The organism is Sphingomonas citricola (assembly GCF_019429535.1).
Classification (GTDB): Bacteria; Pseudomonadota; Alphaproteobacteria; order Sphingomonadales; family Sphingomonadaceae; genus Sphingomonas; species Sphingomonas citricola.
Genome location: NZ_JAHXZM010000004.1, coordinates 122,786 through 135,237, shown reverse-complemented (window position 1 = coordinate 135,237; position 12,452 = coordinate 122,786). Strand labels below are relative to the sequence as shown.

At 68.8% G+C, this 12,452-nt stretch carries 17 protein-coding genes; 11 read left to right on the top strand and 6 right to left on the bottom strand.

The features are described from left to right. The 6 genes from KZ810_RS11230 to KZ810_RS11205 all read right to left on the bottom strand — a co-directional run bounded on the left by KZ810_RS11230 (position 1) and on the right by KZ810_RS11205 (position 3,339). Positions 1 to 867, bottom strand: a complete 867-nt coding sequence (locus KZ810_RS11230; RefSeq protein ID WP_219769206.1) for a lytic transglycosylase domain-containing protein — start codon at positions 865 to 867, stop codon at positions 1 to 3. 85 nt (positions 868 to 952) lie between these two features. Next, positions 953 to 1,264: a flagellar protein FlgN gene (locus KZ810_RS11225; protein WP_219769205.1), complete on the bottom strand. Its 312-nt coding sequence runs from the start codon at positions 1,262 to 1,264 to the stop codon at positions 953 to 955. Further along, positions 1,251 to 1,553, bottom strand: a complete 303-nt coding sequence (flgM, locus tag KZ810_RS11220; RefSeq protein ID WP_219769204.1) for a flagellar biosynthesis anti-sigma factor FlgM — start codon at positions 1,551 to 1,553, stop codon at positions 1,251 to 1,253. Before flgM ends, KZ810_RS11225 begins: the two co-directional genes overlap by 14 nt. Before the next feature lie 69 nt (positions 1,554 to 1,622). Beyond that, positions 1,623 to 2,132, bottom strand: a complete 510-nt coding sequence (locus tag KZ810_RS11215) for a flagella basal body P-ring formation protein FlgA (protein WP_219769203.1) — start codon at positions 2,130 to 2,132, stop codon at positions 1,623 to 1,625. After that, the gene (locus KZ810_RS11210; RefSeq protein WP_219769202.1) at positions 2,129 to 2,680 is read right to left on the bottom strand and encodes a flagellar motor protein MotB; all 552 of its coding nucleotides are present in this window, start codon (positions 2,678 to 2,680) and stop codon (positions 2,129 to 2,131) included. Before KZ810_RS11210 ends, KZ810_RS11215 begins: the two co-directional genes overlap by 4 nt. Further along, positions 2,677 to 3,339 carry a motility protein A gene (locus tag KZ810_RS11205; protein WP_219769201.1) on the bottom strand — a complete coding sequence of 221 codons (663 nt, stop codon included), beginning with the start codon at positions 3,337 to 3,339 and terminating at the stop codon, positions 2,677 to 2,679. Before KZ810_RS11205 ends, KZ810_RS11210 begins: the two co-directional genes overlap by 4 nt. A 235-nt stretch (positions 3,340 to 3,574) precedes the next feature. On the opposite strand from KZ810_RS11205, the gene flgB reads away from it, so the two are divergent. From flgB to KZ810_RS11150, 11 genes are all read left to right on the top strand, one after another. Then, the gene (gene flgB / locus KZ810_RS11200; RefSeq protein ID WP_219769200.1) at positions 3,575 to 3,925 is read left to right on the top strand and encodes a flagellar basal body rod protein FlgB; all 351 of its coding nucleotides are present in this window, start codon (positions 3,575 to 3,577) and stop codon (positions 3,923 to 3,925) included. A 4-nt stretch (positions 3,926 to 3,929) separates the two neighbouring features. Next, complete coding sequence (gene flgC / locus KZ810_RS11195) at positions 3,930 to 4,337, top strand: flagellar basal body rod protein FlgC (RefSeq protein WP_219769199.1); 408 nt, start codon at positions 3,930 to 3,932, stop codon at positions 4,335 to 4,337. Between the two features lie 2 nt (positions 4,338 to 4,339). Then, positions 4,340 to 5,017, top strand: coding sequence for a flagellar hook assembly protein FlgD (locus tag KZ810_RS11190; protein WP_219769198.1), 678 nt, complete (start codon positions 4,340 to 4,342; stop codon positions 5,015 to 5,017). Between the two features lie 39 nt (positions 5,018 to 5,056). Continuing rightward, the gene (locus tag KZ810_RS11185; protein WP_219769197.1) at positions 5,057 to 6,307 is read left to right on the top strand and encodes a flagellar hook protein FlgE; all 1,251 of its coding nucleotides are present in this window, start codon (positions 5,057 to 5,059) and stop codon (positions 6,305 to 6,307) included. 26 nt (positions 6,308 to 6,333) lie between these two features. After that, positions 6,334 to 7,086, top strand: coding sequence for a flagellar basal body rod protein FlgF (locus KZ810_RS11180; protein ID WP_219769196.1), 753 nt, complete (start codon positions 6,334 to 6,336; stop codon positions 7,084 to 7,086). Between the two features lie 61 nt (positions 7,087 to 7,147). Then, complete coding sequence (gene flgG / locus KZ810_RS11175; protein ID WP_219769195.1) at positions 7,148 to 7,936, top strand: flagellar basal-body rod protein FlgG; 789 nt, start codon at positions 7,148 to 7,150, stop codon at positions 7,934 to 7,936. A gap of 26 nt (positions 7,937 to 7,962) precedes the next feature. Further along, the gene (locus KZ810_RS11170) at positions 7,963 to 8,676 is read left to right on the top strand and encodes a flagellar basal body L-ring protein FlgH (protein WP_258044794.1); all 714 of its coding nucleotides are present in this window, start codon (positions 7,963 to 7,965) and stop codon (positions 8,674 to 8,676) included. Positions 8,677 to 8,726: 50 nt separating this feature from the next. Continuing rightward, positions 8,727 to 9,851, top strand: a complete 1,125-nt coding sequence (locus tag KZ810_RS11165; protein ID WP_258044793.1) for a flagellar basal body P-ring protein FlgI — start codon at positions 8,727 to 8,729, stop codon at positions 9,849 to 9,851. After that, positions 9,848 to 10,189, top strand: a complete 342-nt coding sequence (locus tag KZ810_RS17385) for a rod-binding protein (protein ID WP_219769193.1) — start codon at positions 9,848 to 9,850, stop codon at positions 10,187 to 10,189. Before KZ810_RS11165 ends, KZ810_RS17385 begins: the two co-directional genes overlap by 4 nt. Beyond that, positions 10,186 to 11,520 (top strand): flagellar hook-associated protein FlgK, encoded by a 1,335-nt coding sequence (gene flgK / locus KZ810_RS11155; RefSeq protein WP_219769192.1) that lies wholly within the window; start codon positions 10,186 to 10,188, stop codon positions 11,518 to 11,520. Before KZ810_RS17385 ends, flgK begins: the two co-directional genes overlap by 4 nt. Beyond that, positions 11,520 to 12,434 (top strand): flagellin N-terminal helical domain-containing protein, encoded by a 915-nt coding sequence (locus KZ810_RS11150; RefSeq protein ID WP_219769191.1) that lies wholly within the window; start codon positions 11,520 to 11,522, stop codon positions 12,432 to 12,434. Before flgK ends, KZ810_RS11150 begins: the two co-directional genes overlap by 1 nt. Positions 12,435 to 12,452 lie beyond the last annotated feature (18 nt).

The window sequence follows — 12,452 nt, the reverse complement described above, 5'->3', positions numbered from 1 at the left end:
TCAGCGTCCCCCCATCGACGCGAGCATCAGATAGGCGAGCCGCGCATTGTCGGGGCTTGGGCGTAGCAACGACGCCTGGCCCGCCGCCTGCCCCTTGATCTGGCCAAGCGTCGAGCGTGCCCATGACAGCGCGTCGCTCGCGCTCTCGCCCGCGCCGGTCACGACAGTCGCGTCGTCACCCATTCCCAGCGCCTGCGCGGCGAACTGCATCGTCGACAGGTTGCCGGTGGCGGCGACGCCGCTGCCCGACGCGTCCGCGCCGTCGCCCAGCTTGCTCGCGAAACGCTGATACACGTCGGACAATGAGCGCGCGCTGCCGTCGCTCGTGTAAAAGACGCTGCGGTTGGCATGCGCGGCCGCCGGGAACAGGCTCGCCGCGTCACGCGCCGGGTTGGACGCCATCGCCGACAGGAATTGCTTCGCGCCGCCCAGCCCCAGGAAATGCGCCATGTAGAGGTCGGTGCCGGTGGCGGGACGCCCGGTCGCTCCTTCGATCGCGGCCTTGTTGTCGCTCGCATGCTCGGCCGCCATCAGGCTCGCGACCTCGGGATCGTTGCGCAAGCCCAGCACCGCGTCGCGGTTGCCCCCGGTCACGACATAGCGCCCGCCGACCTTCTGGATGCTGTCCGCCGCCCAGCTCAGCCCGTGCTCGCCGCCGTGCTGCTTCATCACGCCGAGCCAGCTCTGCTCGATGAACTGGTACAATCCGCTTGCCGAGGAGGTACCGGCGCGGGCGTTGACGTTGAAGCCGCTCTCCAGCTTCGCCTGACCCATCAGATACTGGAAATCGATGCCGGTGCGCGCCGACGCGCGCTGGATCGCGGAGGTGACGCGCTGGCTCGCAGAGGTGATCGCGGAAACGGTCATGCTGATCTTGATGAGGCCCTGTTCTGAGCCGCTCGATCAGCAAGGGGCGTGCCAAGCGCGCCTTGGGCGCGCCCGGCAACCGGTGTCAGGCGTAGGCGAGCTTGCCGCGACCGTAGGCGCCGGCAGAATCGGCGGACAGGACTTGCAGGCGGCGGCGAACATTTGCCGCCATCAGGTTGACGTAGATCCGGCAGGTGTCGTTCAGCCGATCGGCTTCCTCCGCCAATCCGCGAAGCTCGGGCGTGGCGGGCCCGTCGCCGAGCTGCTGCAGCGTCTCGATCGCCTTCAGCTTTCCACTGGTGGCACGTTCCAGCCCGGAGACGTCGTTCGCCTTCAGCGCGGAAATCTCGGCGTGCAGCGCGTCGATCACGCGGACCAGGGCATCACGACGCGTCATGCGACATCCACTCGTAACGGGCGGCGATCAGCGCGTCGGCGACGCTCGCGGGGGACAGCGGATAGCGGCCCTGTTCGACCGCATCCCGGATCAGTGCGACGCGGCTCGTGTCGACCGGGGCGGATGCCGCCATCGTCCGGGCAAGCGTCGGGGCGGCGGCGGGTGCCGACACGGTCGGCGACGACGGCGCATTCTGCGTCGCGACCGGGCGCGCTGCCGCGACCCGCGTCACCCCGCCGATGCGTGGATCGTTTGCCTTGATCGTCGTCGGATTGACTGAATCCACCATGTCCGCACCTGTTGGTCGTCGCTGACATCGGAAGAAACGACCAACCGGCGGCCGGCTTTAGGACTTTTTTCATTCGCTCCAGCCGGGCAGCGTCGCGCGACCCGTATCGACCGCCACCGCCTGCACGGGGCGCGGCGTGCCGTCGACGCGTACCATCAATCGGGCGCCGGGTGCGGCATCGCCGATCGCGACCCCTTCGCGCGTGATCGAGAAGCCGTCGGACCCCGCCTCGATCGTGACGGGATCGCCGCGCCGGATCACCGGCGGCAGCGCCTTGGGGGTCATCGCCCCGCCCGCGCTCACGACCGCGGGCGTGGCCGCCGCGGCGCGGGGCGGGGCGAGCACGGGGACGAAGATGCGCCAGTCGGGCCCGGCGCACGACACCACCACCGCGTCGTGCGCGTCGCTGCGCCACGACAGGGCGACCGTCGGGCATTGCGCCAGCCGCAGCCGCGGGTCGACGGCCGCGCGCGCGCCGCCCTCGCTGCCGATCGGTCGCGCGGTGAACGCGGCGACCGCGCGGTCGAGCGAGGCGACATCCTGGAAAGCCGCGGCGGCAAGGAGCGAGAGGATGATCATCGTGTTCCTTTCTCGCCGACGAAGGCGAGCGTGATGAGGACGTGGCGCGCCGGGTGGGCGTCCCCGCCGGCATTGGAGATCTGCGTACGCTCAATCGGCACGCCCGCCTCGGCGAGCGCGGCGGCGACCGCACGCGCGCGGTCGGTGGCGAGCAATGCGGCGCTGCCGGTCGCGGCATCGACGTCGGTCGGGCTGCCGTCGGTCGCGCCGGTGATGCGAAGCCCGACCCGTGGGTCGCGCAGTTCGTCGCGCGCCCAGGCGGCGATCGCGTCGACGCGCGTCGGCAGGCGGGCCGAATGCGGCGCGAAGCCGGGCACGATCTGCGCCGCGACCGCGAGCGGCGGCGGCTCGGCGCCCAGCCCCACCGCGACGGCGCGCGTGATCGCGCGCGGGTCGAGCTGGTAGTTGGCCTCGAGCAGGACGAAGAAACCGACCAGCAGCAGCGCGAGATCGGCGAGCGTCATCAGCCACAAGGGACGCGCCGGCGCCGGCGCGGGAAAGTCCACGTCGCCGTGACCTGGCGCGGTGGCGATCGCGCCCGTCGTCACGCCGCAGTCGCCCGCAGGGTGGAAACACCCGTCATGCGCGGCGCCTCGCGTACGGCGAGCGCGATCAGCGGCGCGACCAGCCGCTGGCGTTCGGTCGCCTCGACCCGCGCCGCCGCGCGCAACCGCGCCGCGATCGGCATCGCGATCAGGTTGGCGACCAGCGCACCGTAGAGCGTCGCGAGCAGCGCCACCGCCATCGCGCCGCCGATCGCGGTCGGATCGCTCATGCGCGTGAACATCACCACCAGCCCGACCAGCGTCCCGACCATCCCCATCGCGGGGGCCGCCTCGGCTGCGGCTGCCCAGCAATCGGCGGCACCCAGGTGACGCTCGATCCGCGCGCGGCGGCGCGCCTCCAGGTCGGCGGCGATCGCCTCGGGCGTGGCACCGTCGACCACTCCGGCGATCCCCGCGGCGACGTCCGGGTCAGCGATCACGCTGCGATCGAGCGCCATCGCGCCGTGCCGCCGCGCGATCCGATCCTGCGCGACGATCTGCTCGAGCAGCGGTGTCGCCGAAAACCGTCGCCGCGCGAGCACGCGGAGCGCCGCCACCGCGCGAACGAGCTCGGGCGCGGGCGTGCGCAATGCGGTCGCCAGCAGCGTGCCACCGAAGACGATGGCGATTGCGACGGGATCGAGAAAGATGCCGGGAGTCATTGCCCGCACATCCGCAAGCCGCGTGCCAAACCGGGCGGTGCGGTTGCTCGGCTGCGCGTGACGGGGCGCGTCGGGCGAGCGGCAGCGTCGTTTGCCGGCAACCGGCAAGCCTTTGCCGCCCGGCGATGCCGTCCGGGACCAGACAGCCCCCGCCCCCGGCGCGAACACTATTTGGCACGCGCTTTGCTGTCATCCTCGCGAGCGCCCTGTCGGCGCATCGCAGGAGGCAGTTTGCATGGCTGGCGACAGTCTGTTCGGGGTACACGGAACCGCGCTGGAGGTGCGGGCGCAGCGCATGGGTGTGCTCGCGTCCAACATCGCGAACGCGTCGACCCCCGGGTTCAAGGCGCGCGACGTCGACTGGAAGTCGGCGCTGGCAAGCGCGAGCGCGACCGGCAACATCGACGCGGGCATCACCGCGCAGACCAAATACCGTGTGCCGAGCCAGCCGAGCATGGACGGCAACACCGTCGAGCTCGCCTCGGAGCAGACCGCCTTCGCCGAGAACGCGGTTCAGTATCAGACCACATTGTCGTTCCTGAACGGGCGCATCGGTCAGATCACCCGCGCGCTGAAGGGGGAATAAGCGCATGGGCACCCCCGTTTCCATCTTCCAGACCGCGGGGCGCGCGATGTCCGCGCAGCTGACGCGGATGAACACCAGCGCGTCGAACCTCGCGAACGCGGGCGGTATCGCATCGTCGGCCGACGCCGCCTACAAGACGATCAAGCCCGTCTTCCGCACCAGCTACGACGCCGCTTCCGGCCTTTCCACGGTCGACGTCGAGCGGATCGTCACCGCGGGCGAGACGCCGACCAAGCGCTACGACCCCGCCAACCCGATGGCGGACAAGGACGGCAATGTGTTCGAGGCCGCAGTCGATGAAACCCGCGAGCTGGTCGACATGATGGAATCGGCGCGCACCTATCAGAACAACGTCGAGGTGATGCAGACCGCCAAGTCGCTCATCATCGATACCCTCAAGCTGGGCCGCTGAGCATGACGCAAATCTCCACGATCGGTACGAGCACCAGTGCGACGGGCGCCGCGACGAACGCGACCACCGCGCTCACCGGCACCAAGACAACGCTCAACCAGAGCGATTTCCTGAAGCTGATGACCGCGCAGATGAAGAACCAGGATCCGTTCAACCCGGTCGACAACACGCAGATGGTCGCGCAGATGGCGCAATTCTCGTCGCTCGCGGGCATCACCGAGATGTCGACGACGCTGAAGGCGATTTCGGACAAGCTCGGCGCGACCACCACCGCCGATGCGGTCAGCTACATCGGGAAAACGGTGCTGACGCCGGGTACCACCGCCTACGCGCGGACCTCGGGCGGGATCGCGGGTGCGGTAGAGCTGGGCGGCGCGGCGAGCGACGTTGGCGTCACCATCACCGACGCGAACGGCATGGTGCTGAAGAACCTGTCGCTCGGCAAACAATCGGGCGGCACCGTCAACTACGACTGGAACGGCAAGACCGACGCCGGCGAGGACGCGGGGACAGGCCCCTTCACCGTCAGCGTCACCGCGGCAAACGGCGGCCAGTCGGTGTCAGCGACCAATCTCGTCTGGGCGCCGGTCCAGTCCGTCTCGACCGCCACCGGCCAGACGGTGCTGACCGCGCCCGGCCTCGGCGAAATCCCCGCCAGCGCCATTCGCCAGATCGGCTGAATTCCCTCCCTTTCATCGCTTTTCCCGGAGTTTACGCTCATGTCCTTCTACACTTCGCTTTCGGGCCTCCAGGCCGCGCAGACCGATCTGTCGACGATCAGCCACAACCTCGCCAACGTCTCGACCAACGGCTTCAAGAAGTCGCGCAGCGAGTTCGCCGACGTGATGGCATCGAACTTCACCTCCGACCCGCGGCGCATGGTCGGCTCGGGCGCGGTGTTGCAGCAGAATCGTCAGCAGTTCAGCGAAGGCAGCCTCCAGACAACGGGCAATTCGCTCGACCTGACGGTCGCGGGTGACGGCTTCTTCTCGGTGAAGATGCCCAACGCGGTCGGGACGCAGGCCTATACCCGCAACGGCGCGTTTCTGGTCGATCCCAATCGCTTCATCGCGGACTCGCAGGGCAGCCGGTTGCAGGCCTACGCGGTCGAAACCGATGGCACCGTGCCCGCCAACAGCAAGGTCGGCGACGTGCGCATCCCGCTCAACAGCGGCGAATCGGTCGCGACCGGCACGGTGACGCTGCAGATGAAGCTGAACGCCGCCGCGACGCAGATCGCGGGCAATTTCAACGCCGCCGACGCGTCGACCTACAACACCGCGACCAGCACCTCGATCATCGATGCGGCGGGCAACACGACCACGCTGACCAATTATTTCGTCAAGGATGCGCCGAACGATCCGTCGGGTGCGACCTCGTGGACGATGTACAGCTACGCCGCGGGCGCGCCGCTCAACAACGGCAACGGTACCAAGGTGACGTTCGACGGTGACGGCAACATGACCGCGCCGACCGGTGCGATCGCATTGTCCACGACGCCAGCCGGTGCCGCAGGAACCGCGCAGCAGACGATCTCGTTCGACCTGACCGGCAGCACCGCCGCCAAGCAGCCGTTCGCGGTCGTCTCGCGCAGCCAGGACGGCAAGGCGAAGGGCGAGTTTTCCAGTGTCTCGGTCGACGAAGCGGGCATCATCACCGCCAGCTACTCGAACGGCGATTCGGTGAAGCTCGGCAAGGTCGCGCTCGCCAATTTCGTCAACCCTACGGGGCTGAAGCAGAACGGCGGCAATTACTGGACCTCGACCGGCCTGTCGGGAACCGCGACGATGGGGACGTCGAATGAGAATGGTTTCGGCAAGCTGATGTCGGGCACGATCGAGGGGTCGAACGTCGACATCACCGAGGAGCTGGTCAACCTGATCGCGGCGCAGCGCAACTTCCAGGCGAACTCGAAGGCGCTCGATACCGCGAGCCAGATCTCGCAGACCATCTTCAACATCCGCGCTTGAGCGAACGGACCGGGGGAGCAGGATAGGTGGACAAGCTCGTCTATACCGCGGCGACTGGCTTGCGCGCGCAGATGGCGGCGCAGGCGGCGATCGCCAACAACATGGCGAACGCGTCCACCACCGGCTTTCGCGCCGACCGCGTCGTGTTCGACCGCATCACGCTGTCGGACGGCACCTCCGCGCTATCGGCGCGTCAGCCGACCGCGGAGGAGGTGACCGACGCCGATCGCACGCCCGGCACGATCCAGCAGACCGGGCGCAATCTCGACGTCGCGCTGACCGGTAACGACACGTGGCTGGCGGTGCAGGCCGCGGACGGCAGCGAGGCGTACACGCGTCGCGGCGACCTGTCGGTCACGCAGTCGGGCACGCTCCAGACCGGCGACGGGTTCCTGGTGATGGGCCAGTCGGGACCGATCACCATCCCGCCGTACCAGTCACTGTCGATCGCAGGCGACGGCTCGATCTCGATCGTGCCCCTCGGCGCCGCAGCGACCGAGACCACCGTGATCGACAAGATCAAGCTCGTCTCCGACAAGGGATCGAGCACGGTGAAGGGGCTCGACAACCTTCTCCACGTCAAGGGCGGCGGCAACCTGCCCGAGAACCTCGACGCGAAACTCGCCTCGGGTGCGCTCGAAGGGTCGAACGTCGACATGACCAAGGCACTCGTCGACATGATCGAGAACCAGCGCAGCTACGAGGTGCAGGCCAACCTGCTGAAGGAAGCCAAGTCGATGGACGAGTCGAGCGCGTCGCTGATGCGACTGCCGACGTAACGCGCCGCGCCGCCGACCAACCCGCCAACCGCCCACGATCTGAACGAACAGGAATCCGCCCATGACCACCGCCGCCATGCACATCGCGCGCACCGGGCTCGACGCCCAGGACATGCGGATGCGCGTCATCTCGAACAACCTCGCGAACGTGAATACGACGGGGTACAAGCGCGACCGCGCGGCGTTCGAGACGCTGTCGTACCAGGTCGTGACCGCGGCGGGTGCGGCGTCGAGCTCGGAGAGCAAGTACGCGACCGGCCTCAACCTCGGCAGCGGCGTGCGCGTGCAGGGCACCGCGCGGATGGATACGCAGGGCGCGACGCAGCAGACGGGCAATTCGCTCGACATGATGCTCGACGGCGACGGTTATTTCCAGGTGCAGTTGCCCGGCGGCGAACTCGGCTACACCCGCGCGGGCAATTTCTCGCGCAGCCCTGAGGGTCAGCTCATCACCAGCGAAGGCTATCAGGTGATGCCCGGCATCACCATTCCGCCCAACGCGACGCAGGTGACGATCGGGCTCGACGGTACCGTGTCGGCGACCATACCGGGGCAGACCGAGGCGCAGAACCTGGGGCAGATCCAGGTCGCGAGCTTCCCCAACGCCGCTGGCTTGCAGAGCACCGGCGACAATTACCTGCGCGAGACCGCGTCCTCGGGTGCCGCCAACCTCGGCATCGCGGGCGAGGACGGGCGCGGCAAGGTACGCCAGGGCGCGCTCGAGGCATCGAACGTCAACGTGGTCGAGGAACTGGTCGACATGATCGAGACGCAGCGTGCGTACGAGGTCAATTCCAAAATGATCTCGGCGACCGACGAGATGCTCAAATACGTCAACCAGAACATCTGACGGCAGAACATCCGATGGCCAGCCGCATGCCCCATTCCATCTCCGCGCACTGGATCGAGCTCGCGCTCGGCGCGACGGCGGCAGCGCTCGTCGCCGCCGCGCTGGTGCCGTCTTCCGCCGACGCGAAACTGTTCGGCGCGAAGAAGCCGCCGGAGGATTTCACCGTCGTCCGCGCGCCCGTCGTCCCGGTCGCGCCGCCACCCGCCGACGGCGCGATCTTTCACGTGTCGGACGGCTATGGCGCACTGACCGAGGGGTGGCGCGCGCGCCGCGTCGGCGATCCGCTGACGATCGTGCTGGTCGAGCGGACCGCGGCGTCGAAGACCGCGTCGTCGAAGCTCGACTCGACCGGGGCAGGGGGGCTGACCCCGCCCGCGACCGGGCCGCTGTCGTTCATCGACCCGAATTCGATCCGCGCCAGCGGCAACCGCAATTTCAACGGCGCGGGCTCGGCCGATCAGGCCAATTCGCTCTCGGGTGAGGTTTCGGTCACCGTGGCGCAGGTTTATCCCAACGGCACGATGCTGGTGCAGGGGCAGAAGCGCGTCACGCTCAACCGCGGCGACGAGTACGTCCAGATCAAGGGGCTGGTGCGGATGGCGGACGTCGACATCAACAACCGCGTCCCCTCCACCCGCGTCGCCGACGCACAGATCGCCTATACCGGCAAGGGCGACGTCGCGCGCGCCAGTCGCCAGGGCTGGCTGTCGCGCTTCTTCGGCGTGATCTCACCGTTCTGAGCGGCAGCGTTAGCGCCGCGGTAACCATGACCCGTCTAGGTTCGCCCATCATGACAGTCCTTGCCCACGCCCGTTCGCTTATCCGCCATCTGCTCGCGGCTGCGCTGTCGCTGGCCGCGCTCGCCGCACCCGCGCACGCTGATCGCATCAAGGATCTGGGCGGGTTCCAGGGCATTCGGTCGAACCAGCTGACGGGTTACGGCATCGTCGTCGGCCTGCCGGGGACGGGGGACGACAATCTCGAATATACCGTGCAGTCGGTGAAGGCGGTCGCCTCGCGCTTCGGGCTGCAATTGCCCGCCGGCGTCAATCCGGGGCTGAAGAACGCCGCGGTCGTCATGATCACCGCCGATCTGCCGCCGTTCGCGAAGCCGGGGCAGCGGATCGACATCACCGTTGCCTCGATGGGCAAGGCGAAGAGCTTGCGCGGCGGCAGCCTCGTGCTCGCGCCGCTGCTGGGTGCCGACGGGCAGATCTACGCGATGGCGCAGGGCAATCTCGCGGTCGGCGGGCTGGGTGCGGAGGGCAAGGACGGGTCGACGATCGTCGTCAACGTGCCCAGCACCGGACGCATCCCGGAGGGGGCGACGGTTGAGCGCGCGGTCGCGACGGGGTTCGCGGATACGCCGTTCCTCACCTACAACCTCGCCCGCGCCGATTTCACGACCGCGCAGAACGTCGCCGCCGCGATCAACCAGCGGTTGGGCTTCGGCACCGCGCAGGCGGTCGATGCGGTCTCGGTCGCGGTACGCGCGCCCGTCGGCGCCGACATCCGTGCGGGGCTGATGAGCACGATCGAGAACATCGACGTGACGAGTGCCGAGCCGCCCGCCAAGGTGATCGTCAACGCGCGCACCGGCACCGTGGTCATCAATTCCGCGGTCCGCGTCGGCGCGGCCGCCGTCACCCACGGCAAGCTGACCGTCCGCATCGACGAGAATCAGCGGATCAGCCAGCCCGCCCCCTTCAGCCAGGGCCAGACCGCGCTGGAGCGCAAGTCGGGCGTCTCGGTCGAGGAGGAGCGCAAGCCGATGTTCCTGATCAACCCCGGCCCCAAACTCGCCGACGTGGTGAAGGCGGTGAACGCGATCGGCGCGAGCCCCGCCGACCTCGTCGCGATCCTGGAGGCGCTGAAGGAAGCCGGTGCCCTGAAAGCGGAGCTGATCGTCCTGTGACCGACACCCCGAATATCGCTGGCGCGACCGCGTCGCTCACGCCGTCCGCCACCACCGGCACCTTCGCGCGCGCGAACACCAAGGAAAATCTCGCCAAGGCGGGGCAGCAGTTCGAATCGGTCTTCACCGGCATGATGCTGAAATCGATGCGTCAGGCAAAGCTCGCCGATCCATTGTTCGACAGCAAGGCGCTGGACACGTTCCGCGACATGCAGGACCAGAAGACGGTGCAGGCGATGGCCGAGCACACCCCGCTCGGCATCGGCCGCGCGATGACCGATTTCCTCAGCCGCGGGCAACCGAATCTTAACGAGGGCGGTGGCACGCTGCCGGGATGAGCGATCTCCTCTCCATCGGCGCCAGCGGCGTTCGCGCGTTCCAGGGCGCGCTGACGACGACGTCGGAGAATATCGCCAACGCCGGCACCGCCGGCTACGTCCGCCGCACCGCGCAGATGGCGGAAGTGTCCGCCGCCGGGGTCAAGGGGATCAATGGCTACGGCGTGACCGTCACCGGCACGCAGCGCGCAGCCGACGCAATCCGGTCGGCCGCGGTGCGCAGCGCAGGAGCCGACCTGTCGCGCACGCAGGCGGGCTCGGCCTGGCTCGACCGGATCCAGACCGCGCTGACCGGCGCCGACGTGTCGGGGCGGCTCACCAGTTTCTATACCTCGGCGACCGCGCTCGCCGCTGATCCCGCCTCGCTCGCGCAGCGCAGCGTCATGCTCGAGAACGCGCAGGGCGTCGCGGCGGGGTTCGCCGCCACGGGTGCCGCGCTGACGCAGGTCATGGCCGACCTCGACCAGACCGCCGACGGCGACGCTGCAACCTTGTCCAATCTCGCCGGCGCGCTCGCGAAGGTGAATGACGGGCTCGGCAAGGCGACCGCGGGCAGCGCGGGGGCCGCGAGCCTCGCCGATCAACGCGACCAGCTCCTCGAGCAGATGAGCGCGCTGTCCGACGTGACGGCGACGTTCGACGCGGCGGGTCGCGCGAATGTCAGGCTCGGCGGCGACACCGGCCCGACGCTCGTGTCGGGCGGCAGCGCGGGGCGCGTCTCCTACGCACGCAGCGCGCAGGGCAACGTCACCTTCACGGTCACGGGCGGCAAGGACAGCGCGACGTTCCAGCCGAACGGCGGCTCGCTCGCCGGCATCGCGGACGCCGCGCAGCGCATCGTCGACACGCGCGGGCTCGTCGCCGACACCGCACGTGATTTCGCCGCGGGCGTCAACGACGTGCAGGCGCAGGGCCGCGACCTGAACAACGATGCGGGCGCGGCGATGTTCGCGGTCGATCCGGCCGACACCACGCGGCTCACGGTCGCGATCACCGATCCCAAACAGATCGCCGCCGCGTCGGTCGGCGGCGGCACGCGCGACGGCAGCAATCTCGCCAATCTCCAGGCAACACGCGCGAGCGGTGATTACGAGGCGGGGATCACCGGCCTCGTCGCGGGCAATGCCGCCGCGATCGCCAACCGCAAGATCGTGGGCGAGGCGCAGAACGCGATCCTCACCGGCGCGATCACCGCGCGCGACTCGGTCAGCGCGGTCAATCTCGACGACGAGGCGGTCCAGCTGCTGCGCTTCCAGCAGGCGTATCAGGCCTCCAGCCGCGTCATCTCGGTCGCGAAGGACGTGTTCCAGTCGCTGATGGAGATCCGTTGATGTCGGTCAGTTTCGCCACGAGCGGGTTCTACGGCCGCTCCGCTGCATCGATGAACGCGCTGACGCAGCGCGCCGAGGCGCTGCAGGTACAGGTGTCGACGGGCAAGCGGCTGCAGGCCCCGTCCGACGATTCGGTCGCCTATCAGCGGCTCCAGGGGCTGCGCACCGCGGGGGCGAACGACACCGCCTACAGCGCCAACGTCAAGATCGCGCAGGGCGTGCTGGCGCAGGCCGACTCGACGCTCGGCTCGATCGGCGACCAGTTGCAGAAGGCGAACGAGCTCGTCGTCCAGGCGGGCAACGGCACGCTGTCCGCCGACGCGAAAAAGGCGATCGCGGTACAGTTGAAGGACGTGCTCGCCAGCATCGTCGGGCTCGCCAATGCAAAGGACGCGCGCGGCGCGCCGTTGTTCGGTGGTTCGGAGGCGCCCGCGGCGGGGAAGGGTGAGACACCCGCGGTGACCCAGCTCGCGACGGGTGCGCTCGCCTTCGCCGCGGGGCAGCCCTCCGCGATCCCGATCGGCGACGGGCAGACCGTCCAGCCGAGCGTCGCCGCGCGCGACGTGCTGACGATCAAGGAGGGGCGCGATCTCGGCACCGTCCTGACCGACATGATCGCGACGCTCGAGGCGGGCGATACACTGTCGAGCGAGGATGTCGGCGACCTGTCGACCATCACCGCGCAGACCACGCAGGCGCAGGCCTCGGTCGGCGCGCGCGCGGTCCGCGTCGACCTGCAGGCGACGTATTTCACGCAGGTGTCGACCGACCGCGAGGCGGCGCGATCGGACATGGAGGACGTCGACGTCACTTCTGCGATCACCGAATTGCAGAAGACGATGACGATCCTCTCGGCGACGCAGGCGAGCTTTTCCAAGCTCTCGCAACTGTCGCTGTTCGACTACATCCGCTGATCGCGGGCAGCGTGCAAA

Coding starts and splice junctions, on each gene's coding strand:
- KZ810_RS11230 (WP_219769206.1), bottom strand. CDS start 867: ATGACCGTTTCCGCGATCACCTCTGCGAGCCAGCGCGTCACCTCCGCG.
- KZ810_RS11205 (WP_219769201.1), bottom strand. CDS start 3,339: ATGACTCCCGGCATCTTTCTCGATCCCGTCGCAATCGCCATCGTCTTC.
- KZ810_RS11165 (WP_258044793.1), top strand. CDS start 8,727: ATGACAGTCCTTGCCCACGCCCGTTCGCTTATCCGCCATCTGCTCGCG.
- flgM (WP_219769204.1), bottom strand. CDS start 1,553: ATGGTGGATTCAGTCAATCCGACGACGATCAAGGCAAACGATCCACGC.
- flgB (WP_219769200.1), top strand. CDS start 3,575: ATGGCTGGCGACAGTCTGTTCGGGGTACACGGAACCGCGCTGGAGGTG.
- KZ810_RS11225 (WP_219769205.1), bottom strand. CDS start 1,264: ATGACGCGTCGTGATGCCCTGGTCCGCGTGATCGACGCGCTGCACGCC.
- KZ810_RS11190 (WP_219769198.1), top strand. CDS start 4,340: ATGACGCAAATCTCCACGATCGGTACGAGCACCAGTGCGACGGGCGCC.
- flgC (WP_219769199.1), top strand. CDS start 3,930: ATGGGCACCCCCGTTTCCATCTTCCAGACCGCGGGGCGCGCGATGTCC.
- KZ810_RS11170 (WP_258044794.1), top strand. CDS start 7,963: ATGCCCCATTCCATCTCCGCGCACTGGATCGAGCTCGCGCTCGGCGCG.
- KZ810_RS11150 (WP_219769191.1), top strand. CDS start 11,520: ATGTCGGTCAGTTTCGCCACGAGCGGGTTCTACGGCCGCTCCGCTGCA.
- KZ810_RS11185 (WP_219769197.1), top strand. CDS start 5,057: ATGTCCTTCTACACTTCGCTTTCGGGCCTCCAGGCCGCGCAGACCGAT.
- flgG (WP_219769195.1), top strand. CDS start 7,148: ATGACCACCGCCGCCATGCACATCGCGCGCACCGGGCTCGACGCCCAG.
- KZ810_RS11215 (WP_219769203.1), bottom strand. CDS start 2,132: ATGATCATCCTCTCGCTCCTTGCCGCCGCGGCTTTCCAGGATGTCGCC.
- flgK (WP_219769192.1), top strand. CDS start 10,186: ATGAGCGATCTCCTCTCCATCGGCGCCAGCGGCGTTCGCGCGTTCCAG.